Genomic DNA, 21,250 nt, shown 5'->3' on the forward strand with positions numbered 1-21,250 from the left:
GGGTCGACGCCGGGGCGTCGATTCCGCCTGCGGAGCCCACCCGTGTGCCGGAACAATCGCACGAACTTCTAAGGCTTTACGAGTGGGATCTCCCAGGCTTGCTCGGTAGTTTTAATCACCGTGAGCCAAGAAATGACCTGCTCGCGTGGCCCTTCGGCATCCATGGCACAATGGTGGCGTGACTGTCGACCAGCCCAGCCCGCACATTGTGCTCGTGGCGCGACGGCACATTGATCTCAAGCGCGTTTGCAGCTGTATCTGTCTGCCTTGACGTGGTAGACCCAGGCCCCCTGTGTCTCCAGCTGGCCGATGGTTCCGCGCCGCCTGAAAGTGCCGGTGAACTGCTCTGGCCGCGCTGGCGATCTTTTTAAGGAGAACTTCCCGATGACCACCGCCCGAGCCGCAAAGCCCCGTAACGAGGGCCAATGGGCACTGGGAAATCGTGAGCCGCTGAATCCGAACGAAGAGATGAAGCAGGCCGGCGCCCCGCTGGACGTCCGGGAGCGCATCGAGACGGTCTACGCCCAGAACGGCTTCGACAGCATCGACAAGAGCGACCTGCGGGGGCGTTTCCGCTGGTGGGGGCTCTACACCCAGCGCGAACAGGGCTACGACGGCACGTTCACCGGCGACGACAACGCCGAGCTGCTGGAAGCCAAGTACTTCATGATGCGGGTGCGATGCGACGGCGGCGCCCTGTCGGCGGCCGCGCTGCGCACCGTGGGCCAGATTTCCACCGAATTCGGCCGCGACACCGCCGACATCACCGACCGCGAGAACGTCCAGTACCACTGGATCGAGGTGGAGAACGTCCCCGAGATCTGGCGGCGGCTGGCCGAGGTCGGCCTGCAGACCGCCGAGGCGTGCGGTGACTGCCCCCGCGTGATCTTGGGCTCGCCGCTGGCCGGCGAGTCGCTCGACGAGGTGCTCGACCCCAGCTGGGCGATCGAGGAGATCGCCCGCCGCTACATCGGCCAGCCCGACTTCGCCGACCTGCCGCGCAAGTACAAGACAGCGATCTCGGGGCTGCAGGATGTGGTGCACGAGGTCAACGACATCGCGTTCATCGGCGTCAACCACCCCGAGCACGGCCCGGGGCTGGACCTGTGGGTCGGCGGTGGGCTGTCGACCAACCCGATGCTGGCCCAGCGGGTCGGCGCCTGGGTGCCGCTCGAAGAGGTGCCCGAGGTATGGAACGCGGTGACGTCGATCTTCCGCGATTACGGCTACCGACGGCTGCGGTCCAAGGCGCGGCTGAAGTTCCTGATCAAGGACTGGGGTATCGAAAAATTCCGTGAAGTCCTCGAACAGGAGTACCTCAAGCGTCCGCTGATCGACGGCCCGGCTCCCGAGCCGCTCAAGCACCCGATCGACCACGTCGGCGTGCAGCGGCTCAAGAACGGGCTCAACGCGGTGGGCGTCGCCTCGATCGCGGGCCGGGTGTCGGGCACCATCCTCACCGCGGTGGCCGACCTCGCCGAACAAGCCGGCTCGGACCGGATCCGGCTCACCCCTTACCAGAAGCTGGTCATCCTCGACGTGCCCGACGACAAGCTCGACGAGCTGGTCGCCGGCCTGGAGGCGCTGGGCCTGCAGTCGCGGCCGTCGCATTGGCGGCGGAATGTGATGGCGTGCACGGGGATCGAGTTCTGCAAGTTGTCCTTCGCCGAAACCCGGGTCAAGGCGCAATCTTTGGTGCCCGAGCTGGAAAGCCGCCTCGCTGACATCAACGAGCAGCTCGACGTGCCGATCACCGTCAACATCAACGGCTGTCCCAACTCGTGCGCCCGCATCCAGGTCGCCGACATCGGGCTCAAAGGCCAGATGGTCGACGATGGCGAGGGCGGCTCGGTCGAGGGCTTCCAGGTGCACCTGGGCGGCAGCCTGGGCCTGGACAGCGGCTTTGGCCGAAAGCTGCGCCAGCACAAGGTCACCGGCGACGAGCTCGGCGACTACATCGAGCGGGTCACACGCAACTTCCTGAAATATCGCGGCGAGGGTGAACGTTTCGCACAGTGGGCTATGAGGGCAGACGAGGACGATTTGCGATGAGCGAACGAACGACCAAGCTTCCAGAAGCCGAACTGCGGGCCCTTGCCGCCCGCGGGGCGGCCGAGCTAAAGGGCGCCAGCGCCGCCGACGTATTGCGTTGGACTGACGAGACATTCGGCGGCATCAACGGTCCGCGCGGCTGGGCCACCTGCAACTATGTGGTGGCTTCCAGCATGCAGGAGGCCGTGTTGATCGACCTGGCGGCCAAGGCCCGTCCGGGCGTCCCGGTGGTGTTTTTGGACACGGGTTATCACTTCGTGGAGACCATCGGTACCCGGGACGCGATCGAGTCCGTGTACGACATCCGGGTGCTCAACGTCACGCCCGAGCACACCGTCGCCGAGCAGGACAAAATGCTGGGCAAGGACCTGTTCGCGCGGGACCCCGGTGAGTGCTGCCGGCTGCGCAAGGTCGAGCCGCTGGGCAAGACGCTGCGCGGATACTCCGCCTGGGTGACCGGGCTGCGCCGCGGCGAGACCGCCGCGCGCGCCAACGCCCCGGTGGTCGGCTTCGACGAGGGCTTCAAGCTGGTGAAGGTCAACCCGCTGGTCGAATGGTCCGACGAAGACGTGCAGAATTACATCGACGAGCACGGCGTGCTGGTGAATCCGCTTATGTACGACGGCTATTCGTCGATCGGCTGCGCCCCCTGCACGGCCAAGCCGCTGGCGGGCGCCGACCCGCGCAGCGGGCGCTGGCAGGGACGCGCCAAGACCGAATGCGGGTTGCACGCGTCGTAGCGACCGGCGTGCGACACCGCGAATCCGGCCCGTCAGGCCGACGTCAGCGTGTTCTCGTCCTCGTCGGCGCGTCCAGCGTTGGCTGCGGCCTCGAGGGCGATCGGCGGGACGCGGGTGGCACGCACGTAGACGGTGTCCCCCTCGCGCAGCGCCAGCGCCTCGGCGTCGCCGCGCGTGATCTGGGCGGTGAAGAAGCCGCCGGTGGCGGCGCTGGTCAGCTCGACCCGCACCTCGAATCCCAGCGTGACCACCCGGTCGACGACGGCGCGCACCACCCCGACGGATTCCGCGGTGCCGTCGCCGCCTGCGATCGCCATCTCGGGGTTGCGGCCCACCCGGATGTCGTGCGGGCGCACCAGCGTCCCGTTCAGGGTGGAAACCGCGCCGAGGAACGACATCACGAACGCGTTCGCCGGAGCGTCGTAGACGTCGGTCGGCGATCCGATCTGCTCGATGCGGCCCTGATTGAGCACCGCGATCCGGTCGGCGACGTCCAGCGCCTCGGCCTGGTCGTGGGTGACCAGCACCGTGGTCACGTGCACCTCGTCGTGCAGGCGCCGCAGCCACGCCCGCAGGTCCTCCCGCACCTTCGCGTCCAGCGCGCCGAACGGCTCGTCGAGCAGCAGCACCTGCGGATCGACGGCCAGCGCCCGCGCCAGCGCCATGCGCTGGCGCTGACCGCCGGACAGCTGGTTGGGGTAGCGGGCCTGAAAACCGCTCAGCCCCACCACTTCCAGTAGGTTGTCGACCTTGGCCTTGATCTCGGCTTTGGGTCGCTTGCGGACCTTGAGCCCGTAGGCCACGTTGTCCCGGACCGTCAGGTGCTTGAACGCCGCGTAGTGCTGGAACACGAACCCGATGCCGCGCCGCTGCGGCGGCACGCGGGTCACGTCACGACCGTAGATCGTGACGGTTCCGGTGTCGGGCTGGTCGAGGCCGGCGATGGTGCGCAGCAGCGTCGATTTGCCGGAACCGCTGGGACCCAGCAGAGCCGTCAGCGAGCCGGTGGGCACGACGAAGTCCACATGATCCAGGGCGACGAAATCGCCATAACGCTTGTTGGCGTCACGCACGATGATGGCGAGGTCGTCGCGCTCGGTGCCGGCGTCAGTCACGGTCATTCCCCTCGTCAGGCCTGTCTGGCCGCTCGTGCGCGGCGCGCGTCAAGCACCACCTGGAAAACCAACACCAGCACGGCAACTCCCATCAACAGCGTGGACAGCGCGTAGGCGCCGTACTCCGCGCCGCGGTTGTAGCGATCGGACACCAGCAACGTCAGCGTCTGCGACTTCCCCGGCAGGTTGGAAGACACCATGAGCACGGCACCGTATTCCCCCAGGGTACGGGCGATGGTCAACACGATCCCGTATGTCAGACCCCACCGGATGGACGGCAGCGTGATCCGCCAGAAGGTCTGCCACCAGCCCGAACCCAGGGTTGCCGCCGCCTCCTCCTGGTCGGTACCCAGCTCGTGTAGCACCGGCTCCACTTCGCGCACCACGAAGGGCAGCGTGACGAAGATGCTGGCGAGCACGATTCCCGGCAGGCCGAAGATGATCTTGAACCCGAGGTCTTGCTCCACGAACCCGAGCGCACCGGCCGACCCCCACAACACGATCAACGCGACGCCCACGATGACCGGCGAGACCGCGAACGGCAGATCGATGACCGCCTGCAGTACGCCCTTGCCGCGAAACCTGTTGCGCGCGAGCACCAATGCCGTGGGAATCCCGAACACGACGTTCAGCGGCACCACGATGGCCACCACCAGCAGCGTCAGGTTCAGCGCCGATATCGCGGCGGGGGTGCTCACCCAGGCGTAGAACTGGCCGAGGCCGGGTTGAAAGGCCCGCCACAGGATCAACGCCACCGGAATGACCAGCAGCACGAAGACGTATCCGAGAGCGACGAACCGCAACCAATAGCGCACTCCCGCAGACGATGTCATGCGGACAGCTCCTCCCGCTTGGCCGCGCGTCCGCCCACGATCCGCAGGACGAGCAGCACGACAAACGAAATGCCCAACAGCACAATCGAAATTGCGGCGGCGCCGGTGCGGTCGTCGTTCTCGATCAGCGTGCGTATCCACTGCGACGACACTTCGGTCTTGCCCGGTACGGCACCGCCGATGAGCACCACGGATCCGAACTCGCCGATCGCCCGTGAGAACGCCAGGCCCGCACCGGATAACAACGCGGGCAGCAGTGACGGCAGCACCACGGAGGTGAAGATCTTCGGGCCGCTGGCGCCCAGCGACGCCGCGGCCTCCTCGGTTTCGCGATCCAATTCCAGCAGCACCGGCTGGACGGCGCGCACCACGAACGGCAGCGTGACGAAGGCCAGCGCCACCGCCACACCCCACGATGTGTGCTGCAGGTGCAGGCCGACCGGGCTGTTGTTGCCGTACAGCGCCAGCATCACCAGGCTGGCGACGATGGTGGGCAGCGCGAACGGTAGGTCGATGATCGCGTCGACGAGTCGCTTGCCCGGAAAGTCGTCACGAACCAGCACCCACGCGATCACCAGGCCGAAGACCAGGTTGAGCACGGTGACGCCGGCCGAGATGGTCAGGGTCACCCGGAACGACTCGAGGGCGGCATTCGAGGAAACCGCCAGCCAGAAGGCGCGCCAGCCGCCGCCCGCGGATTGCCAGGCGATCGCCGCCAGCGGCAGCAGCACGATCACCGACAGCCACACCGTGGCCGCCCCGACCCGCAGGGCGGTGGTCCCGCGGCCGCGCCCGGGAAGCGGTCCCGGTGGCGCGTCACCGCTGAGTTCGGGCCGGACTGCCAGCGGGTCCGGCGTGATGGCCGTCATCCGGTGGCCTTCGTGTAGATCTTGGTGATGCTGCCGGTGTTCTTGTCGAACAGCTGGGGATCCGCGGTGGTCCAGCCGCCGAGGTCGGCGATGGTCCACAGCTTGGCCGGCACCGGATACTGGTTTCGGAAGTCGGCGGCGACGGCAGGATCGACCGGGCGGAAACCGGCCTGCGCCCAGACCTTTTGGGCCGCGGCCGTGTATTGGAAGTTCTTGAACGCGACGGCGGCATCCAGGTGCGGGCTGGTGTTGACCACGGCCACCGGATTGTCGATCCTGAAGGTCTGGGGCGGGTTGACGTGCTCGACGGGCTTGCCCGCCCGCTCGGTGGCGATGGCCTCGTTCTCGTAGCTGATCAATACGTCACCGCTGCCCTGCACGAACACGTCGGTGGCTTCCCGCCCCGAACCGGGGCGCAGCTTGACGTGCTCGGTCACCAACTTCTTGATGAAATCCACCCCGGCGTCGCTGTGGGCGCCGCCTTCACTCTTCACGGCGTACGGCGCGAGCAGATTCCACTTCGCCGATCCCGAACTCAGCGGGCTGGGCGTGATGACCTCGACGCCCGGCCGCAACAGGTCATCCCAATCCCTGATGTTCTTCGGATTGCCCTTCCGCACCACCAGCGTGACCACCGAGCCGAAGGGAATTCCCTTGGTGGCGTCGGTATTCCAGTCCTTGGAAACCTTGCCCGCCTTGACCAGCCGAGCGATGTCGGGTTCCACCGAGAAGTTCACCACGTCGGCCGGCTTGCCGTCGACGACACCACGGGACTGGTCGCCGGAGGCCCCGTAGGAGGTGACCACCTGCACGCCCTTGCCCTCATCGGAGGCGTTGAACGCCGGAATTATCTTGCTCCACCCCGGTTCTGGGACCGAGTAGGCGACCAGCGTGATGCTGGTGCGCGCGCCGGACAGCCCACCGCCGCCGACGGCATCGCTGGCCCCGCCGTGACATCCGGCGATGAGGCCGGCAATCAGCGCAAGGGTGAGGACGGGCCGCCAGTGCCATGCGGTCCTGATGTCCATTGAGGGCCTTCCGATGCAGAACGAATGGGATTTCGGTCCCGTTTCTGCGGATAGGCACCTAGAACTTCAGGAGAATTCGAAAACTCCAGACCAGACCGCGCACGGGTTTGGGAGTCAGCGACAACAGTGCACGAAGGCATAGCACCCCGGAATGCCAAATGCCACGCGCATGGCGGGAAGCCTAACAGGAATCGGGATTGCCGCCACCGCAACGGGTGGCGCAGCAAACAAGCGATGCCCGGCTAGTGGTGCATCAAGTGGGTCACCAACCATGTCACGACCACCAGCGCCACCAGGATGACGAGAACCAGCGTCACGTGTGACCGGGGCATCGGCGTTACTCGGGCGTCCCGCCGGCGTGGCGGGCCCGGCGCATCAGCTCGATGCCCTTGCCGAGCGCGCCGTCCAGCACGGCCGCCGTGGCGTAGGCCACCGCCAGCACGATCGGCATCACCACCATGGCCTGCAGGACGAAAGGCAGCCCCGAAAGCCACAGCTCGTTGCCGTCCCACCAGTTGAGGAACGCGTTCACGGAGCTCACCCTATGCGGCCCGGCTGTCGAAGACCAATGTCTGGCCACGCCGGCGTCACCGTCACGATGATCGAAAAGCAGGCCAGACGCTGCGGATAGGCGCCCGCCACGCCACCTCGCCGAAACGTTGGACGCGAGATGGCTGAGCAGCGATGATGGCCAGATGGTTCTGCATGCCCAACCCGAAGACCAGCCGGCTGACGCCATGCCCGAGGACACATATACAGCCGCCTCCGCGTCGATGTCGTCGTCCATCGATTTGCGCACGCCCGGGCCGCTCGCTCCCAGCGCCGCCCTACGGAACCCGTTCCCGCCGATCGCCGACTATGCGTTCCTGTCGGACTGGGAAACCACCTGCTTGATCTCGCCGGCCGGGTCGGTGGAATGGCTGTGCGTGCCCCGGCCGGACTCCCCCAGCGTGTTCGGCGCGATCCTGGACCGCAGCGCCGGTCACTTCCGGCTGGGGCCCTACGGCGTCTCGGTGCCCTCTGCCCGCCGGTACCTTCCCGGCAGCCTCATCATGGAGACCACCTGGCAGACCCACACCGGATGGCTGATCGTGCGCGATGCGCTGGTCATGGGCCCCTGGCACGACCTGGAGCGGCGGTCGCGGACGCATCGGCGCACCCCGATGGACTGGGATGCCGAACACATCCTGCTGCGCACCGTGCGCTGCGTCAGCGGCACCGTCGAATTGATGATGAGCTGCGAGCCGGCGTTCGACTATCACCGCGTCGGCGCCGCCTGGGAGTACTCCGCCAACGCCTACGGCGAGGCCGTCGCCCGCGCCACCAGGGAACCCGACGCCCACCCGACACTGCGGCTCACCAGCAATCTGCGCATCGGGCTGGAAGGCCGGGAGGCACGTGCGCGCACCCGGATGAAAGAGGGCGACGACGTGTTCGTCGCCCTGAGCTGGACCAAGCACCCGGCGCCGCAGACGTACCAAGAGGCCGCCGACAAGATGTGGCAGACCACCGAATGTTGGCGCCAGTGGATCAACATCGGCAACTTCCCCGATCACCCGTGGCGGGCCTACCTGCAGCGCAGCGCGCTCACGCTGAAGGGCCTGACCTATTCCCCCACCGGCGCGCTGCTGGCGGCCAGCACCACGTCGCTGCCGGAAACGCCGCAGGGCGAACGCAATTGGGACTACCGCTACGCCTGGGTGCGCGACTCGACGTTCGCGTTGTGGGGCCTGTACACCCTGGGGCTGGACCGCGAAGCCGACGACTTCTTCGCCTTCATCGCCGATGTCTCCGGCGCCAACCACAACGAGCGGCACCCGCTGCAGGTCATGTACGGCGTCGGCGGCGAGCGCAGCCTGGTCGAAGAGGAACTGCACCACCTGTCCGGCTATGACCACGCCCGCCCGGTGCGGATCGGCAACGGCGCCTACGACCAGATCCAGCACGACATCTGGGGCTCCATCCTGGATTCCTTCTACCTGCACGCCAAGTCACGAGAGCAGGTCCCGGAGACGTTGTGGCCGGTGCTGAAGAAGCAGGTCGAAGAGGCGATCAAACATTGGCGCGAGCCGGACCGCGGCATCTGGGAGGTGCGCGGGGAACCGCAGCACTTCACGTCGTCGAAGGTGATGTGCTGGGTGGCACTCGACCGCGGCGCCAAGCTGGCCGAGCGGCAGGGCGAGAAGAGCTACGCCCAGCAATGGCATGCCATCGCCGACGAGATCAAGGAGGACATCCTGACGCATGGCGTGGACTCCCGCGGGGTGTTCACCCAGCGCTACGGCAGCGACGCGCTGGACGCCTCGCTGCTGTTGGTGGTGCTGACGCGGTTCCTGCCGCCGGACGACCCGCGGGTGCGAAACACCGTACTGGCGATCGCCGACGAACTCACCCAGGAGGGCCTGGTGCTGCGCTACCGGGTCGAGGAAACCGACGATGGGCTGTCCGGCGAGGAGGGCACCTTCACGATCTGCTCGTTCTGGCTGGTGTCGGCGCTGGTCGAGATCGGCGAGGTGCGGCGCGCCAAGCGCCTGTGTGAGCGGCTGCTGTCCTACGCCAGCCCGCTGCACCTCTACGCCGAGGAGATCGAACCGCGCACCGGGCGCCAGCTGGGCAACTTCCCACAGGCGTTCACCCACCTGGCGCTGATCAACGCGGTGGTGCACGTCATCCGCGCCGAGGAGGAAGCCGACGGGTCCGGGATGTTCCAGCCCGCGAACGCTCCGATGTAGGGGCTTGAGCGCACGGCAAGCGCCGCTTGCGTCCGGCTAGCGCAGGGCGTCGACTTTGTCCCTCATCACCTGCGCGATGTCGAGCGCGCTGGCATCGACCTCGTCTGGCTGCCTGGCCGGTCGCGCGGGTGTGTTCGCAAAGTCGACTTCGACTTCGATCAGGCAGTTGTCCCGCACACCGATGGCGCGCCCGGCCGGGAGGGAATCCTCGAGAAGCGGGTTCGGCGAGTCGAGCTCGATCGACGTCGTCGCCGCGAGAACCGAAGCGGCGACCTGCACGTCGTCCACCTTCGCCTTCAGCCTGAACGGTCGCCCGGTGAGGGCGACAGTCTTGCCCTCACATCGTTGCCACTGGCGAGAGAACGTCACGAACAGCGCCTCGGCGTCGGCAGGCGTCGGCAGGTCGACCACCCCCTCTTGGACGCGGATCACCGTGGCAGTCGTGGAATTGGGCCGCCAGGTTTCCTGCGCGACATCTCTGACCTTCCGGTGACGGTAGGCGCTGTGCTGCAACATCACCGCGACGCCGATGCAGTCGTCCGGCCACGCCACCCTGTCGCCCTGCAACGACTCCGGCCCCGCAAAGCTCGGCGGGAACCCGGGGTCAATGGTCAACGGCTGCTTGACAATTCGCGACAGTGCGCTCCTGCCGAGCAGCACCCGCTTGATGGTCGTCCCACTGAGGGATCGCGGTGTGCCGCCGGGCGCCGGGCGCGCCGTGCCATCGACCGCCACCGAGCAGCCCGAGGCGAGCATCATGATGGCCATCAAGGCGCCGACGCGCCAGCGGCATCTCGTACCGATCGTCACAATTGTTACCGCGCCTCCCTGCGTCCGTCGATCGACGGCACAACCGCTTCGTACCGCCTTGACCAGCAAGTTTATTGCCGCCTTATGGTGAACACCGCAGGCCACACCGAGGACACAGCGCAACGTCAGGCATGTCTCAGGTTCGGGGTGTGAGGCCCTGTGAGCTCACCAGCCAGCGGACGCGCCGCGTCAGCCGCGGGCGCTGAGTTTGTCCATGAGCGCGTGGGTGAGGTCGATGGCGGTGGTGTTGATGTCGGCGTTGCCCACATCTGCCTGACCGTAAATGGGACTGAATTCGACCGTGACCTCGACCAGGTAAGTCCCCTTGACGCCAAGGGCCCGGGCCTCGGGGATGGCGTTCAAACCACCGTGTGGGCCCGACCCCATCGAAACCGTGGCCGCGACAACCGAATCCGCGACGCGTACGTCGGAGATGGCGTCCGAATTCCACACGTCGATGGGTTCCACCAGCAGCGTGGTGCCGTCGCATCTGCGCCACTGCGCCGTGAACTTGGCGAACAGCGCGTTGGCGTCCGCGTCCGTCCCCAGCGCGACGATGCCCTGCTGGACGCTGTCGACCCTCTCGGAATCGCCTTTGTGCACCCACATTTCACCAGCCGTGAGCTGTATCGATGCGGAGGCGTACGTGACCCGCTGCATCAGGTGAACGACCCCGATGCAGTCGGCCGGCTGCCCGTTATCCCAACCCGACCCCAATTTGTCGACGCCCCCGAAATCCGAGTAGTGCGGGTAGGGCTGGAACGGCTGGGCGAGCAACCTCGCCAGCGCCGTACCGTCGAACAGCGCCCGCTTGATGGCCGGCACCCGCCCCGCGCTCGGTGCCAGACCTGCTGTGCCGGTGATGGTTTCGGTGCACCCGGTCATCAGCAGCACCGCAATTAAAGCGGCCAGGGGTCGCGAGCGACTTTTCACGTGGTTCCTAGCCCTTCCGGGTGCCCGGTCAGCCCAGGGCGCTGACTTTGTCCATCAGGGCGTGCGCGACGTCGATGGCGCTGGAATTGATGTCGGCCGATCCCGGGTCGGAGGACCGTCGCCCGCCGAAGAAGACCACCTGAACCTCGACCAGGCAGTTCGACCGGATACCGATCGCGCGCGCCTGCGGGGTGGGCCGAAGGGGCGGCATGTTGGGCAGGATCGACGTCGCGGTCTTGGTGGCCGCGATGGTGGAGTCCGTGGTGCGCACGTCGCTGATGACGTTCGTGGTGCTGATCGGACCGCTCTGTTCCGACGTGGTCATGCCATTGCACTGCTGCCACTGCTGGGAGAACTGCGCGAACAGCGCCTGGGCCTGCGCGGGCGACGGCAGCGTGACCACGCCCTCCTCGACCACGATCACCTGCGCCGGCTCGCCGTTGTTCCACCACGATTCCGACGCAACGTCTTTCACGTCGGCGGACCGGTACACGCCCTGCTGCAGCATCGCCGTCACGCCCAGGCAACCGGCCTGCGACATCGATCGCTTCACCTGATACAGCTTTTCGGGCCCGCCGAATTCGGCCGGGTCGCGCGCCACGAAAGGCTGGTTGAGCATCCGCGACAGCGTCGGGCCGTCGAGCAGCACCTGTTTGACCGTCGCGCCGCTGAGCGGTTGCGGCTTGAGGTTCGGCGCCGGCTTCGCCGTGCCCGCCACGACGCCACCGCAGCCCGTCGCCAACGCGGCGACCGCCAGCAGCGCCGACGCCATCCCCCGTATCCGCATGGTTACTTCTTGCCCTTGTCCCCCGCGGCGTCGGCGGACAAGGCCGCGACGAACGCCTCCTGGGGCACATCGACGCGCCCGATGGTCTTCATCCGCTTTTTGCCTTCCTTCTGCTTTTCCAGAAGCTTGCGTTTACGGGTGATGTCACCGCCGTAGCACTTGGACAGCACGTCCTTGCGGATCGCGCGAATGTTCTCGCGTGCAATGATTTTCGAGCCGATGGCGGCCTGGACGGGCACCTCGAACTGCTGGCGCGGGATCAGCTCTTTGAGCTTGGTGGTCATCTTGTTGCCGTACGCCGACGCCCCGTCCTTGTGGACGATCGCGCTGAACGCGTCGACGGCCTCGCCCTGCAGCAGGATGTCGACCTTGACCAGCTGCGCCTCTTGCTCGCCGGCCTCCTCGTAGTCGAGGCTGGCATAGCCGCGGGTGCGCGACTTCAGCGAGTCGAAGAAGTCGAAGATGATCTCGCCCAGCGGCATGGTGTAGCGCAGCTCGACCCGTTCTGGCGACAGGTAATCCATGCCGCCTAGCTCGCCGCGGCGCGACTGGCACAGCTCCATGATGGTGCCGATGAATTCGCTGGGCGCGATGATCGTGGTCTTGACCACCGGTTCGTACACGGTGCGAACCTTGCCTTCCGGCCAGTCCGACGGGTTGGTCACCACGATCTCGGTGTTGTCTTCTTTGACCACGCGATAGACGACGTTGGGCGACGTCGAGATCAGGTCCAGGTTGAACTCGCGCTCCAGGCGCTCGCGGGTGATCTCCATGTGCAGCAGACCCAAGAAGCCACAACGGAATCCGAAGCCCAGCGCCACCGAGGTCTCCGGCTCGTAGGTCAGCGCCGCGTCGTTGAGTTGCAACCGGTCCAGGGCGTCACGCAGAACCGGATAATCGGAGCCGTCCACCGGATACAGGCCCGAGTAGACCATCGGCCTGGGTTCGCGGTACCCGGTGAGCGCCTCGGTGGCGCCGTGCCGGGCCGCCGTCACCGTGTCACCGACCTTGGACTGGCGCACGTCCTTGACCCCGGTGATCAGGTAGCCCACCTCCCCCACGCCCAGGCCGTCGCTGGCCTTCGGCTCGGGCGAGACGATGCCGACCTCGAGCAGTTCGTGCGTGGCGCCGGTGGACATCATCGCGATGCGTTCGCGCGGCGTGATCTTGCCGTCCACCACCCGGACGTAGGTCACCACACCGCGGTAGATGTCGTAGACCGAGTCGAAGATCATGGCGCGCAGCGGTGCGTCGGCGACGCCCTGCGGGGGCGGCACCTCGCGCACCACGTGGTCGAGGAGGTCGGCGACCCCGTCCCCGGTCTTGCCCGAGACGCGCAGCACGTCGCCCGGCTCGCAGCCGATGATGTGGGCGATCTCGGCGGCGTAGCGGTCGGGGTCGGCGGCGGGCAGGTCGATCTTGTTCAGCACCGGGATGATGTGCAGGTCGCGGTCCAGCGCAAGGTAGAGGTTGGCCAGGGTCTGCGCCTCGATGCCCTGCGCGGCGTCGACCAGCAGCACCGCGCCCTCGCAGGCCTCCAGCGCGCGCGACACCTCGTAGGTGAAGTCGACGTGGCCCGGGGTGTCGATCAGGTGCAGCACGTAATCGGTGTCGCCGACCCGCCACGGCAGGCGCACGTTCTGGGCCTTGATGGTGATGCCGCGCTCGCGCTCGATGTCCATCCGGTCCAGGTATTGGGCGCGCATGGACCGCTCGTCGACGACGCCGGTGAGCTGGAGCATCCGGTCGGCCAGGGTGGACTTGCCGTGGTCGATGTGGGCGATGATGCAGAAATTCCGAATCTGCGCCGGCGCAGTGAAGGTCTTGTCGGCGAAACTGCTGATGGGAATCTCCTGGTGCGTGCAAGCTCGGCGGGGCGCGTCGCGGCCGTTTCCGGCGCGGTTCGCGGGTATGTCCAGCGTATCCAGACAGGGCCGCCGGAACCTACTTGGACACAGTCGCACCCCACCGCTCGCGTCTATGCTGCGAATATGGCGTCTCCCCGGAAATCCCAGTGGAGGACGTTCCAGCGGTTCGCGGAGAATCTGGTGTTCAACGGGGCTCCGCGGCTGGTCCGGCAGGTGCAGAATTCCCAGACCGTGCTGCGCGAGTTGCAGCAGGCCGTGCGGATCACCGCGAACGTCATCGCCGCGGTGGCTCCCGCCCCGGCCGAGGCGCCCGTCAGCGGCCGGCCGGTGACCAGCGGCAGCCTCCCCACCGCGCACCGCGCCCGCAAGCTGGTGTACGCGCCGAGCCTGGACGGGCGGGCCGACCCCGGCGAGATCGTGTGGACCTGGGTGGTCTTCGAGGACGACCCCACCCGCGGCAAGGACCGCCCCGTCCTGGTGGTGGGGCGGGACCGCAGCATCCTGCTCGGGCTGATGGTGTCCAGCCAGGAGCGGCACGCCACGGATCGCGACTGGATCGGAATCGGTTCCGGCCCTTGGGATTACGAGGGCCGTCCGAGCTGGGTCCGGCTCGATCGGGTGCTCGACGTGCCCGAAGAGGGCATTCGCCGCGAGGGCGCCATCCTGGATCGCGAGATCTTCGATGCGGTGGCCGCCCGGCTGCGGGCCGACTACTCCTGGCGCTGACGCGCCGGGCGTTCGGCGAAAACGAATTGGTCCGCCCGGCCCGCCGACGATGCAGGCCGCATAGCGGCCTGAGGAGAGTGGGGCACTCAGCCCTGGGTGATGTAGGACTGCAGCTGCTGCTGCTCGGCCTCGAGCTCTTCCATCCGGGTCTTCACCACGTCACCGATGCTGACGATGCCGATCAGCTTCTTGCCGTCCAGCACCGGCACGTGCCGCACCCGGTTCTTGGTCATCAACACGCTGATGGCGTCGACCTCGTCGGTCTTGGTGCACGTGGCCAGCATCGACGTCATGATCTTGGACACCGGGCGGGACAGCACGCTGGCGCCGTGCGTGTGCAGCTGGCGCACGACGTCGCGCTCCGACACAATGCCGACCACACCCTCGTCGCCGACCACGACCATCGCGCCGATGTTTTGCTCGCTCAGCCCCGCAAGCAGCTCGCGAACCGTCGCGTCCGGGTTGATGGTCACCACCGCCGCGCCCTTGTTCCGCAAGACATCCGCTATCCGCATCGAGGCCTCCAGCCGGGTTGTGATCCGCTTCACACCAGGCTACGGCTTCCTCGCGCGACGGAAAAGCCACTAAGAGAACCTGCAAACAGATCGTGTCCAAACGGTGAAAGCCGCGCGGATCGGCCGATTGGGCCACCGCGGCCACCGCGGGCTTGCAAGATAGGCCCATGATCGAGGTCACGCTGCTGGGCACCGGAAGTCCGATCCCCGATCCGAACCGCGCAGGGCCATCCACGCTGGTGCAGGCCGGCGGCCAGGTGTTTTTGGTCGATTGCGGGCGTGGCGTGCTGCAGCGCGCGGCCTCGGTCGGGGTGGGCGCGGCCGGCCTGACGGCCCTGTTGCTGACCCACCTGCACAGCGACCACATCGGCGACCTCGGCGACGTCCTCATCACGCGGTGGATCAGCACCTTCACCCCCGATCCCGCGCCGCTGCCGATCATCGGGCCGCCCGGCACCGCCGAGGCGGTCGCTGCGACCCTGAACGCGTTCCGCCACGACATCGGCTACCGGATCGCCCATCACAGCGACCTCAACGAGCCGCCGGCGGTGGACGTCCACGAATACACCGAGGGCGCCGTCTGGGACCGCGACGGCGTAGCCATCCGGGTGGCGCCCACCGATCACCGGCCGGTCGCCCCGACCATCGGCTTCCGGATCGAGTACCAGGGCGCCTCGGCGGTGCTCGCCGGGGACACCGTCCCGTGCGCCGGCCTGGACGAGCTGGCTGCCGGCGCCGGTGCGCTGGTGCACACCGTGATCCGCAAGGACATCGTCGTCAACATCCCCCAGCAGCGACTGCAGGACATCTGCGACTACCACTCCTCGGTTGAGGAGGCGGCGGCCACCGCGGCCCGCGCGGGGGTGGGCACCTTGGTCATGACGCACTACGTGCCGGCACTGGTACCCGGCCAGGAGGAACAGTGGCGGGCCCTGGCGGCCACGCAGTTCGGTGGGCGCATCGAACTCGGCGACGACCTGCACCGGGTGCAGGTCGACGCGCTCGCGTGACGGCGCGGCTCACCGGGCGGCCGGATTTCCTTGCGCCGCAGTAGAAAGCGCAATCCCTGCCACCATCAGCCAGGTCAACGCCAGCACCCGCGCGATCGGCAGGATGACGCCCAGCGCCGGCCAGATCAACACCATCGTCGTCGCTTCGGCGAGGACGGCCGTCGCGAGCCCGATCCGGGCGACCGGGCGGGGCAGCAACTTCTTCCCGGGCGCGGCGAGGGCGCCGACCAACAGGCCCAACGCCACGATGTGCCCCGGGCCGCCGGTGAGAAACACCAGCAGGTAGAGCGCCCTGGCCACCGCCGCGTTCGCCGCGACGTCCCGGATCGACAACGCCCAACCCAGCAGCCCGGCCAGGCCGAGCGCGCCGGCGGCCAGGGCGCCGCCGGTCAGCGCGACCGCGGCCGGTCCGAGGCCGGCCCCGAGCCGCCGCAACCGCGCGGCCGCGATCGCCGCGTAGAGCGCCAGCGGTACCGACGACGCGAACGTCGCAACCGCGATGATGCGCACGGCGGCCGACTGGGCGCGCACGTAGCTCACGACGGCGCTCGGCGGGCCGTAGGGCAACGGCATTACACCGCCCGCGGCGACCCCGATGGCGATGCCGCCGACGAGCAGCCCGATGCAGGCCAAGGACAGCGCCGCCAGTGCGGGCTCGCCGCGGGGTGCGACGGCTGGGATACCGCTCATGCCTGAACGTTATCCCCACGCCGGCTCACCGCCGGCCAGGCCAACTGGGCTGGGCGGGAGTACCGCGGCATCCTCCGGAAAGGGCTCAGCTCACGGATCGCCCGATCGCGACGAAGGCCGCGAGGAGCAGGAGAACCACGTTGATTGGCAAAGGTTGTCGCTCGTTACGAGTCAGGTGCACACGCATTGCGCCGATCTGCACGATGACCAGACCGGCCGCTGCGATCGGGGTCAGGATGCGGGCGATGCCCAAGGCCTCGGGCAGGATCACCCCGAGCGCGCCGAGGATCTCGACCACGCCGACGGTCTTGACCGCGGCGTCCGAGTGGTCCTTCATCCAGTCGAGACGGCCCGTTGCTACAAGTTTCTGGCGCGACCGAACGACCTTGAGCCCGCCCGCGGCGAGGTAGACCAATGCGAGCAGACCTTGCACGACCCACAGTCCGATGTTCACGGCATTCCAATCCTTACTATTTGTGTGTAGCCACATCGTCTGTCAGCACTGGGGCGGCAACAAAAGGAACATCCATGTATGTATCCAGAACAGGGAGTTCGACGTGATGGACATCACATCGAACGCGGTGCGGATACCCGAGGGCGGTGCAGTCCGCGAAGTCCTCGATCGCATCGGCGACAAGTGGAGCCTGCTGGTAATCGGCACGCTGCGTAACGGTCCGATGCGGTTCGGCGGGTTGGCGGCGACCGTGGAAGGTATTTCGCAGCGGATGCTCACCCTGACCCTCAAGCATTTGGTCGAGGACGGCCTGGTCGACCGGACGGCCTACGCCGAGGTGCCGCCGCGAGTCGAATACGAACTGACCGAACTCGGGCGGACGCTGCTACCACTGGTGATCGCCCTGGCCCAGTGGGCCATGGCGCATCACGAGGAGATCAACGCCAACCGCCGCTCGCGGTAACGCCGCAAACACCGGTCGCTCAAGGGAAAAGCCCGCGCACCCCGGCTAGGCGAGCCGGGTCACCTCCACGATCACGTCGAGGTCGGTGGCGCCCTCCCCGGAGTAGATGCCCTTCAGCGGGGAGACGTCGGCGTAGTCGCGGCCCGCGCCCACGCCCACGTATTGCTCGGTGATCTCGGTGTCGTTGGTGGGGTCATAGCTCCACCACGCGCCCGTCCACGCCTCAATCCAGGCGTGGCTGCGCCCGTCCACGGTGTCCCCCACCACGGCATCGCGTTTGGGATGCAGGTAGCCCGAGACGTAATGCGCCGGAATTCCCATGCTGCGCAACAACATCAGCGACAGGTGGACGAAGTCCTGGCACACCCCCTTACCCTCTTTGAGGGCGTCCAGGCCCGAGGAGGCCACGCTGGTGGTCCCGGGGAGGTATTCGAGTTCGTTGCGCACCCAATCGGCTGCGGCGACAACGGCTTCGGCCGGCTCGTAGGCCTTGCTGATCTTTTTGCCCACCGACGCCACCCGCTTGCTCGCCGGCGTGTGCTCGGTGGGACGGAGCAGGTCGTCATAGCGATCGATCACGGCCTCCGACCGCAGGTCGCTCCAACCCACCTCCGTCGCGAGCGGCTCGGCCCGCTCGGTCTCGACGACGGACGACGACATCACCGTCAGATCGGTGTGGGGGGCGTGCAGGTCGAACGCCGTGACCGCGGTGCCCCAGTAGTCGATGTAGCGATACGACCGCGTCGCCGGGATGGTTTCGACGCGGTTGAGGATGACGTTCTGCCGGGTGTTGGACCGCGGCGTGAGCCGGGCCTCGTTGTAGGAGGCCGTCACCGGCGACTGGTAGGCGTACCCCGTGGTGTGCACCACCCGCAGCCGCCACATCAGCCGTCCCCTTTCCTGCCGGCCAGCCGGGCGCGCTGGCCCGCGTCCGACCACGCCACCCACGGCGTCACGTGGAAGTACTGCAGCGCCAACGCTTCTCCGACGTCACGGCAGGTCCGTTGCAGCCCCGCCAGACGGCTCTCCAGCGATTCCAGCAGCACGCCGGGCTGGACGAACTCCAACTCGCTGCGCGCCTGGCCGAGCAGCCGCTGCGCCTCGGCGGTGGCCCCGATCCGGCTCTGCCGGTTGTGCACCAGTTCGTCCAGGTTGTGTTCGGCCAGCCGCAGCGAATAGAAGACCGATCGCGGAAAGAGCCGGTCCAGCAACATGAATTCGACCACCCGGCCCGCGTCCAGCACGCCGCGGTAGGTCCGCAGGTAGGTGTCGTGTGCGCCCGCCGACCGCAACAGCGTCACCCACGCCGGGGACGAGGCGCTGTCGCCGACCCGCGACAGCAGCAGCCGAACCGTCATGTCGACCCGTTCGATCGCCCGGCCCAGCACCATGAACCGGTAGCCGTCGTCGCGGGACAGCGTCGAGTCGGCCAGACCGGCGAACATCGCCGCGCGCCGTTCGATGAACGACAGGAAGTCATGTGGCCCAAGGCGTTTGGCGGCCCGCTCGCGTTCGGGCAGGGCATGGTAGGTGGTGTTGAGGCACTCCCATATCTCGCTGGAGGTCACCTCGCGCGCCGACTTCGCGTTTTCTCGCGCCGCGGTGATCGCGTCGACGATCGAGCAGCCGCCCTGGGTGTTGGTGTTGTAGGCCACCAAGTCGGTCAGCGACCAGACGTCCAGGTCGCGATCCGGCGGGTCGATGCCGAGCACCCGCAGCAGCAGCCGCGAAGCCTGGTCGGGGTCGACGCTGGAGTCCTCGAGCAGTTGGTGCAGGGCGACGTCCAGGATGCGTGCGGTGTCGTCGGCGCGCTCGACGTAGCGGCCGATCCAGTAGAGCGACTCGGCATTACGTGCCAGCATCAGCGCACCGCCTTTTGTTGTTGCTGCTGCTTGGGTTTCTCGCGCTGGGGGTGGTCGGTGGGCTGCGGCTGCTGAGAGGTCACAGACGTCAGACGCGGCGAGTCTTCCAGCGGGTCCGGCATCGACTCCGGCAACGAGCGCACCACCTCGGCCGCGCCGAGCTCGTGCTCGCCCCCGAGGCCCGCGACGCCAACACCCAGGTGTCCTTGGAGCCACCGCCCTGGCTGGAGTTGACCACCCGCGACCCCTCGACCAGGGCCACCCGAGTCAGCCCGCCGGGCAACACGAACACGTCGTTGCCGTCGTTGACCGCGAACGGTCGCAGATCCACGTAGCGCGGCGCCAGCGTGTTGCCGATCTGCGTCGGCACCGTCGAAAGCTCCATCATCGGCTGCGCGATCCAGCTGCGAGGATCGTCGCGGATCTTCTTGGCGGCGGCGGCGAGCTCCTTCGCCGAGGCCTCCGGACCGAACACGATGCCGTAGCCGCCGGACCCCTCCACCGGCTTGATGACCAGCTCATCGATGCGGTCCAGCGCTTCTTCACGCTCGTCATCGAGCCAGCAGCGCAACGTCTCCACGTTGGCCAGCAGCGGCTTCTCGCCCAGGTAGTACTCGATCATGGTGGGCACGTAGGTGTAGACGAGTTTGTCGTCGCCGACGCCATTGCCGATGGCGCTGGAGATGGAGACGTTGCCGGCGCGGGCCGCGTTGACCAGGCCGGCCACGCCCAGCATCGAGTCGGCGCGGAACTGCAGCGGGTCCAGGAAGGCGTCGTCGATGCGCCGATAGATGACGTCGACCTGACGCTCGCCCTCGGTGGTCCGCATGTACACCTGGTTGTCGCGGCAGAACAGGTCGCGGCCCTCGACCAGCTCGACGCCCATCTGGCGGGCCAGCAGCGAATGCTCGAAATAGGCCGAGTTGTAGACGCCCGGGGTCAGCACCACCACCGTCGGGTCGGCCTCGTTGGTGGCCGCGGAGTTGCGCAGCGCCCGCAGCAGGTGCGAAGCGTAGTCGTCGACCGCGCGCACCCGATGGGTGGCGAACAGGTTCGGGAAGACCCGCGCCATCGTGCGCCGGTTCTCCATGACATAGGACACCCCCGACGGCGAGCGCAGGTTGTCCTCGAGGACCCGCCAGACACCCTTCTCGTCGCGGATCAGATCGATGCCGGCGACGTGGATCCGCACCCCGTTGGGCGGGACGATGCCCATCGCCTGGCGGTGGAAATGCTCGCAGGAGGTGACCAGGCGGCGCGGGATGACGCCGTCGTTCAGGATTTCCTGGTCGCCGTAGACGTCATCGAGATACATCTCGAGCGCCTTGACCCGCTGGGTGATGCCGCGTTCCAGCCGGGTCCACTCGGCGGCCGAGATCACCCGCGGCACCAGGTCCAGCGGAAACGGCCGTTCCTGGCCCGACAACGAGAACGTGATCCCCTGGTCGAGGAAGGCGCGCGACAGCGCTTCAGCGCGAGCTTTCAGTTCCGAGGCGTCCGAGGGTGCGAGCTCGGCGTAAATGCCCTTGTAGGGGCCGCGGACTGCGCCCTGGGCATCGAACATTTCGTCGAAAGCCATGTCGTAGGCGTCCGAGGACCCGTTGTAGCCGCCGAAGATGCGCTCAGCACGCGCAGCGCGAAAACCCCGCTTGCTGTCGTCAAGCTGGTTCGTAAGACTCACTGTTCAGATGCTGCCTCAAGTCGACGTTCTGGCAGCCCACGTGTTCCCGTTTTGGGAGAAAACGTAACTCACTGATAACCTG

At 67.4% G+C, this 21,250-nt stretch carries 20 protein-coding genes and 2 pseudogenes; 7 read left to right on the plus strand and 15 right to left on the minus strand.

The annotated features are described in order from the left end of the window. The first annotated feature begins 214 nt into the window (after positions 1 to 214). The 3 genes from B9D87_RS27820 (at position 215) to B9D87_RS10935 (ending at position 2,792) form a co-directional block, all read left to right on the plus strand. Positions 215 to 271, plus strand: coding sequence for an Ms4527A family Cys-rich leader peptide (locus B9D87_RS27820; RefSeq protein ID WP_350494663.1), 57 nt, complete (start codon positions 215 to 217; stop codon positions 269 to 271). A gap of 113 nt (positions 272 to 384) precedes the next feature. Further along, positions 385 to 2,052: a nitrite/sulfite reductase gene (locus tag B9D87_RS10930; protein WP_007769885.1), complete on the plus strand. Its 1,668-nt coding sequence runs from the start codon at positions 385 to 387 to the stop codon at positions 2,050 to 2,052. After that, entirely contained in the window at positions 2,049 to 2,792 is a 744-nt protein-coding gene (locus B9D87_RS10935; protein WP_007769884.1) for a phosphoadenylyl-sulfate reductase, read from the plus strand. Before B9D87_RS10930 ends, B9D87_RS10935 begins: the two co-directional genes overlap by 4 nt. 32 nt (positions 2,793 to 2,824) lie before the next feature. On the opposite strand, the gene B9D87_RS10940 is transcribed toward B9D87_RS10935, so the two are convergent. The 5 genes from B9D87_RS10940 to B9D87_RS10960 all read right to left on the minus strand — a co-directional run bounded on the left by B9D87_RS10940 (position 2,825) and on the right by B9D87_RS10960 (position 7,169). Further along, positions 2,825 to 3,913, minus strand: coding sequence for a sulfate/molybdate ABC transporter ATP-binding protein (locus B9D87_RS10940; protein ID WP_007769883.1), 1,089 nt, complete (start codon positions 3,911 to 3,913; stop codon positions 2,825 to 2,827). 8 nt (positions 3,914 to 3,921) lie between these two features. Continuing rightward, a complete protein-coding gene (gene cysW, locus B9D87_RS10945) occupies positions 3,922 to 4,740 on the minus strand; it encodes a sulfate ABC transporter permease subunit CysW (RefSeq protein WP_007769882.1) in 819 nt (272 codons plus the stop codon). After that, complete coding sequence (cysT, locus tag B9D87_RS10950) at positions 4,737 to 5,609, minus strand: sulfate ABC transporter permease subunit CysT (protein ID WP_007769881.1); 873 nt, start codon at positions 5,607 to 5,609, stop codon at positions 4,737 to 4,739. Before cysT ends, cysW begins: the two co-directional genes overlap by 4 nt. Next, positions 5,606 to 6,637: a sulfate ABC transporter substrate-binding protein gene (locus B9D87_RS10955; protein WP_007769880.1), complete on the minus strand. Its 1,032-nt coding sequence runs from the start codon at positions 6,635 to 6,637 to the stop codon at positions 5,606 to 5,608. The genes cysT and B9D87_RS10955 overlap by 4 nt, the downstream gene beginning before the upstream one ends. Before the next feature lie 337 nt (positions 6,638 to 6,974). Then, on the minus strand, positions 6,975 to 7,169 hold the full coding sequence (locus B9D87_RS10960) for a hypothetical protein (protein ID WP_040629663.1): 195 nt from the start codon (positions 7,167 to 7,169) through the stop codon (positions 6,975 to 6,977). A 163-nt stretch (positions 7,170 to 7,332) separates the two neighbouring features. Here B9D87_RS10960 and B9D87_RS10965 point away from each other — a divergent pair, with 163 nt between their 5' ends. Further along, the gene (locus tag B9D87_RS10965) at positions 7,333 to 9,369 is read left to right on the plus strand and encodes a glycoside hydrolase family 15 protein (RefSeq protein ID WP_007769878.1); all 2,037 of its coding nucleotides are present in this window, start codon (positions 7,333 to 7,335) and stop codon (positions 9,367 to 9,369) included. 36 nt (positions 9,370 to 9,405) lie between these two features. Here the strand turns inward: B9D87_RS10965 and B9D87_RS10970 are convergent, their stop codons facing one another. From B9D87_RS10970 to lepA, 4 genes and pseudogenes are all read right to left on the minus strand, one after another. Next, entirely contained in the window at positions 9,406 to 10,179 is a 774-nt protein-coding gene (locus tag B9D87_RS10970; RefSeq protein WP_193787388.1) for a sensor domain-containing protein, read from the minus strand. A 189-nt stretch (positions 10,180 to 10,368) separates the two neighbouring features. Next, the gene (locus B9D87_RS10975; RefSeq protein WP_238553389.1) at positions 10,369 to 11,064 is read right to left on the minus strand and encodes a sensor domain-containing protein; all 696 of its coding nucleotides are present in this window, start codon (positions 11,062 to 11,064) and stop codon (positions 10,369 to 10,371) included. A gap of 76 nt (positions 11,065 to 11,140) precedes the next feature. After that, a complete protein-coding gene (locus B9D87_RS10980; RefSeq protein ID WP_040629661.1) occupies positions 11,141 to 11,899 on the minus strand; it encodes a sensor domain-containing protein in 759 nt (252 codons plus the stop codon). 2 nt (positions 11,900 to 11,901) lie between these two features. After that, positions 11,902 to 13,855: pseudogene (gene lepA / locus B9D87_RS10985) on the minus strand (translation elongation factor 4). Between the two features lie 35 nt (positions 13,856 to 13,890). Here lepA and B9D87_RS10990 point away from each other — a divergent pair. Further along, positions 13,891 to 14,493: a type II toxin-antitoxin system PemK/MazF family toxin gene (locus B9D87_RS10990; RefSeq protein WP_040629959.1), complete on the plus strand. Its 603-nt coding sequence runs from the start codon at positions 13,891 to 13,893 to the stop codon at positions 14,491 to 14,493. An 86-nt stretch (positions 14,494 to 14,579) separates the two neighbouring features. On the opposite strand, the gene B9D87_RS10995 is transcribed toward B9D87_RS10990, so the two are convergent. After that, positions 14,580 to 15,008, minus strand: a complete 429-nt coding sequence (locus tag B9D87_RS10995) for a CBS domain-containing protein (RefSeq protein WP_007769872.1) — start codon at positions 15,006 to 15,008, stop codon at positions 14,580 to 14,582. 167 nt (positions 15,009 to 15,175) lie between these two features. Between B9D87_RS10995 and B9D87_RS11000 the strand changes: the two genes are divergently transcribed. Next, entirely contained in the window at positions 15,176 to 16,018 is an 843-nt protein-coding gene (locus B9D87_RS11000) for a ribonuclease Z (protein ID WP_007769871.1), read from the plus strand. A 9-nt stretch (positions 16,019 to 16,027) separates the two neighbouring features. On the opposite strand, the gene B9D87_RS11005 is transcribed toward B9D87_RS11000, so the two are convergent. Both B9D87_RS11005 and B9D87_RS11010 read right to left on the minus strand, forming a co-directional pair. Beyond that, positions 16,028 to 16,708 carry a hypothetical protein gene (locus B9D87_RS11005; RefSeq protein WP_007769870.1) on the minus strand — a complete coding sequence of 227 codons (681 nt, stop codon included), beginning with the start codon at positions 16,706 to 16,708 and terminating at the stop codon, positions 16,028 to 16,030. 85 nt (positions 16,709 to 16,793) lie between these two features. After that, entirely contained in the window at positions 16,794 to 17,162 is a 369-nt protein-coding gene (locus B9D87_RS11010; protein WP_007769869.1) for a DoxX family protein, read from the minus strand. 106 nt (positions 17,163 to 17,268) lie between these two features. On the opposite strand from B9D87_RS11010, the gene B9D87_RS11015 reads away from it, so the two are divergent. Continuing rightward, entirely contained in the window at positions 17,269 to 17,625 is a 357-nt protein-coding gene (locus tag B9D87_RS11015) for a winged helix-turn-helix transcriptional regulator (RefSeq protein ID WP_007769868.1), read from the plus strand. 45 nt (positions 17,626 to 17,670) lie between these two features. Here B9D87_RS11015 and B9D87_RS11020 read toward each other — a convergent pair whose 3' ends face one another. The 3 genes and pseudogenes from B9D87_RS11020 to B9D87_RS11030 form a co-directional block, all read right to left on the minus strand. Then, a complete protein-coding gene (locus tag B9D87_RS11020) occupies positions 17,671 to 18,510 on the minus strand; it encodes a transglutaminase family protein (protein ID WP_007769867.1) in 840 nt (279 codons plus the stop codon). Beyond that, complete coding sequence (locus B9D87_RS11025) at positions 18,510 to 19,487, minus strand: alpha-E domain-containing protein (protein WP_007769866.1); 978 nt, start codon at positions 19,485 to 19,487, stop codon at positions 18,510 to 18,512. Before B9D87_RS11025 ends, B9D87_RS11020 begins: the two co-directional genes overlap by 1 nt. Next, positions 19,487 to 21,168, minus strand: a pseudogene (locus B9D87_RS11030) (circularly permuted type 2 ATP-grasp protein). Before B9D87_RS11030 ends, B9D87_RS11025 begins: the two are co-directional and overlap by 1 nt. Positions 21,169 to 21,250 lie beyond the last annotated feature (82 nt).

Origin of the sequence: Mycobacterium colombiense CECT 3035 (genome assembly GCF_002105755.1) — a bacterium.
GTDB lineage: Bacteria > Actinomycetota > Actinomycetes > Mycobacteriales > Mycobacteriaceae > Mycobacterium > Mycobacterium colombiense.

Coding starts and splice junctions, on each gene's coding strand:
- B9D87_RS10930 (WP_007769885.1), top strand. CDS start 385: ATGACCACCGCCCGAGCCGCAAAGCCCCGTAACGAGGGCCAATGGGCA.
- B9D87_RS10935 (WP_007769884.1), top strand. CDS start 2,049: ATGAGCGAACGAACGACCAAGCTTCCAGAAGCCGAACTGCGGGCCCTT.
- B9D87_RS10940 (WP_007769883.1), bottom strand. CDS start 3,913: ATGACCGTGACTGACGCCGGCACCGAGCGCGACGACCTCGCCATCATC.
- cysW (WP_007769882.1), bottom strand. CDS start 4,740: ATGACATCGTCTGCGGGAGTGCGCTATTGGTTGCGGTTCGTCGCTCTC.
- cysT (WP_007769881.1), bottom strand. CDS start 5,609: ATGACGGCCATCACGCCGGACCCGCTGGCAGTCCGGCCCGAACTCAGC.
- B9D87_RS10955 (WP_007769880.1), bottom strand. CDS start 6,637: ATGGACATCAGGACCGCATGGCACTGGCGGCCCGTCCTCACCCTTGCG.
- B9D87_RS10965 (WP_007769878.1), top strand. CDS start 7,333: ATGGTTCTGCATGCCCAACCCGAAGACCAGCCGGCTGACGCCATGCCC.
- B9D87_RS10975 (WP_238553389.1), bottom strand. CDS start 11,064: ATGACCGGGTGCACCGAAACCATCACCGGCACAGCAGGTCTGGCACCG.
- B9D87_RS10980 (WP_040629661.1), bottom strand. CDS start 11,899: ATGCGGATACGGGGGATGGCGTCGGCGCTGCTGGCGGTCGCCGCGTTG.
- B9D87_RS10990 (WP_040629959.1), top strand. CDS start 13,891: ATGGCGTCTCCCCGGAAATCCCAGTGGAGGACGTTCCAGCGGTTCGCG.
- B9D87_RS10995 (WP_007769872.1), bottom strand. CDS start 15,008: ATGCGGATAGCGGATGTCTTGCGGAACAAGGGCGCGGCGGTGGTGACC.
- B9D87_RS11000 (WP_007769871.1), top strand. CDS start 15,176: ATGATCGAGGTCACGCTGCTGGGCACCGGAAGTCCGATCCCCGATCCG.
- B9D87_RS11005 (WP_007769870.1), bottom strand. CDS start 16,708: ATGAGCGGTATCCCAGCCGTCGCACCCCGCGGCGAGCCCGCACTGGCG.
- B9D87_RS11015 (WP_007769868.1), top strand. CDS start 17,269: ATGGACATCACATCGAACGCGGTGCGGATACCCGAGGGCGGTGCAGTC.
- B9D87_RS11020 (WP_007769867.1), bottom strand. CDS start 18,510: ATGTGGCGGCTGCGGGTGGTGCACACCACGGGGTACGCCTACCAGTCG.
- B9D87_RS11025 (WP_007769866.1), bottom strand. CDS start 19,487: ATGCTGGCACGTAATGCCGAGTCGCTCTACTGGATCGGCCGCTACGTC.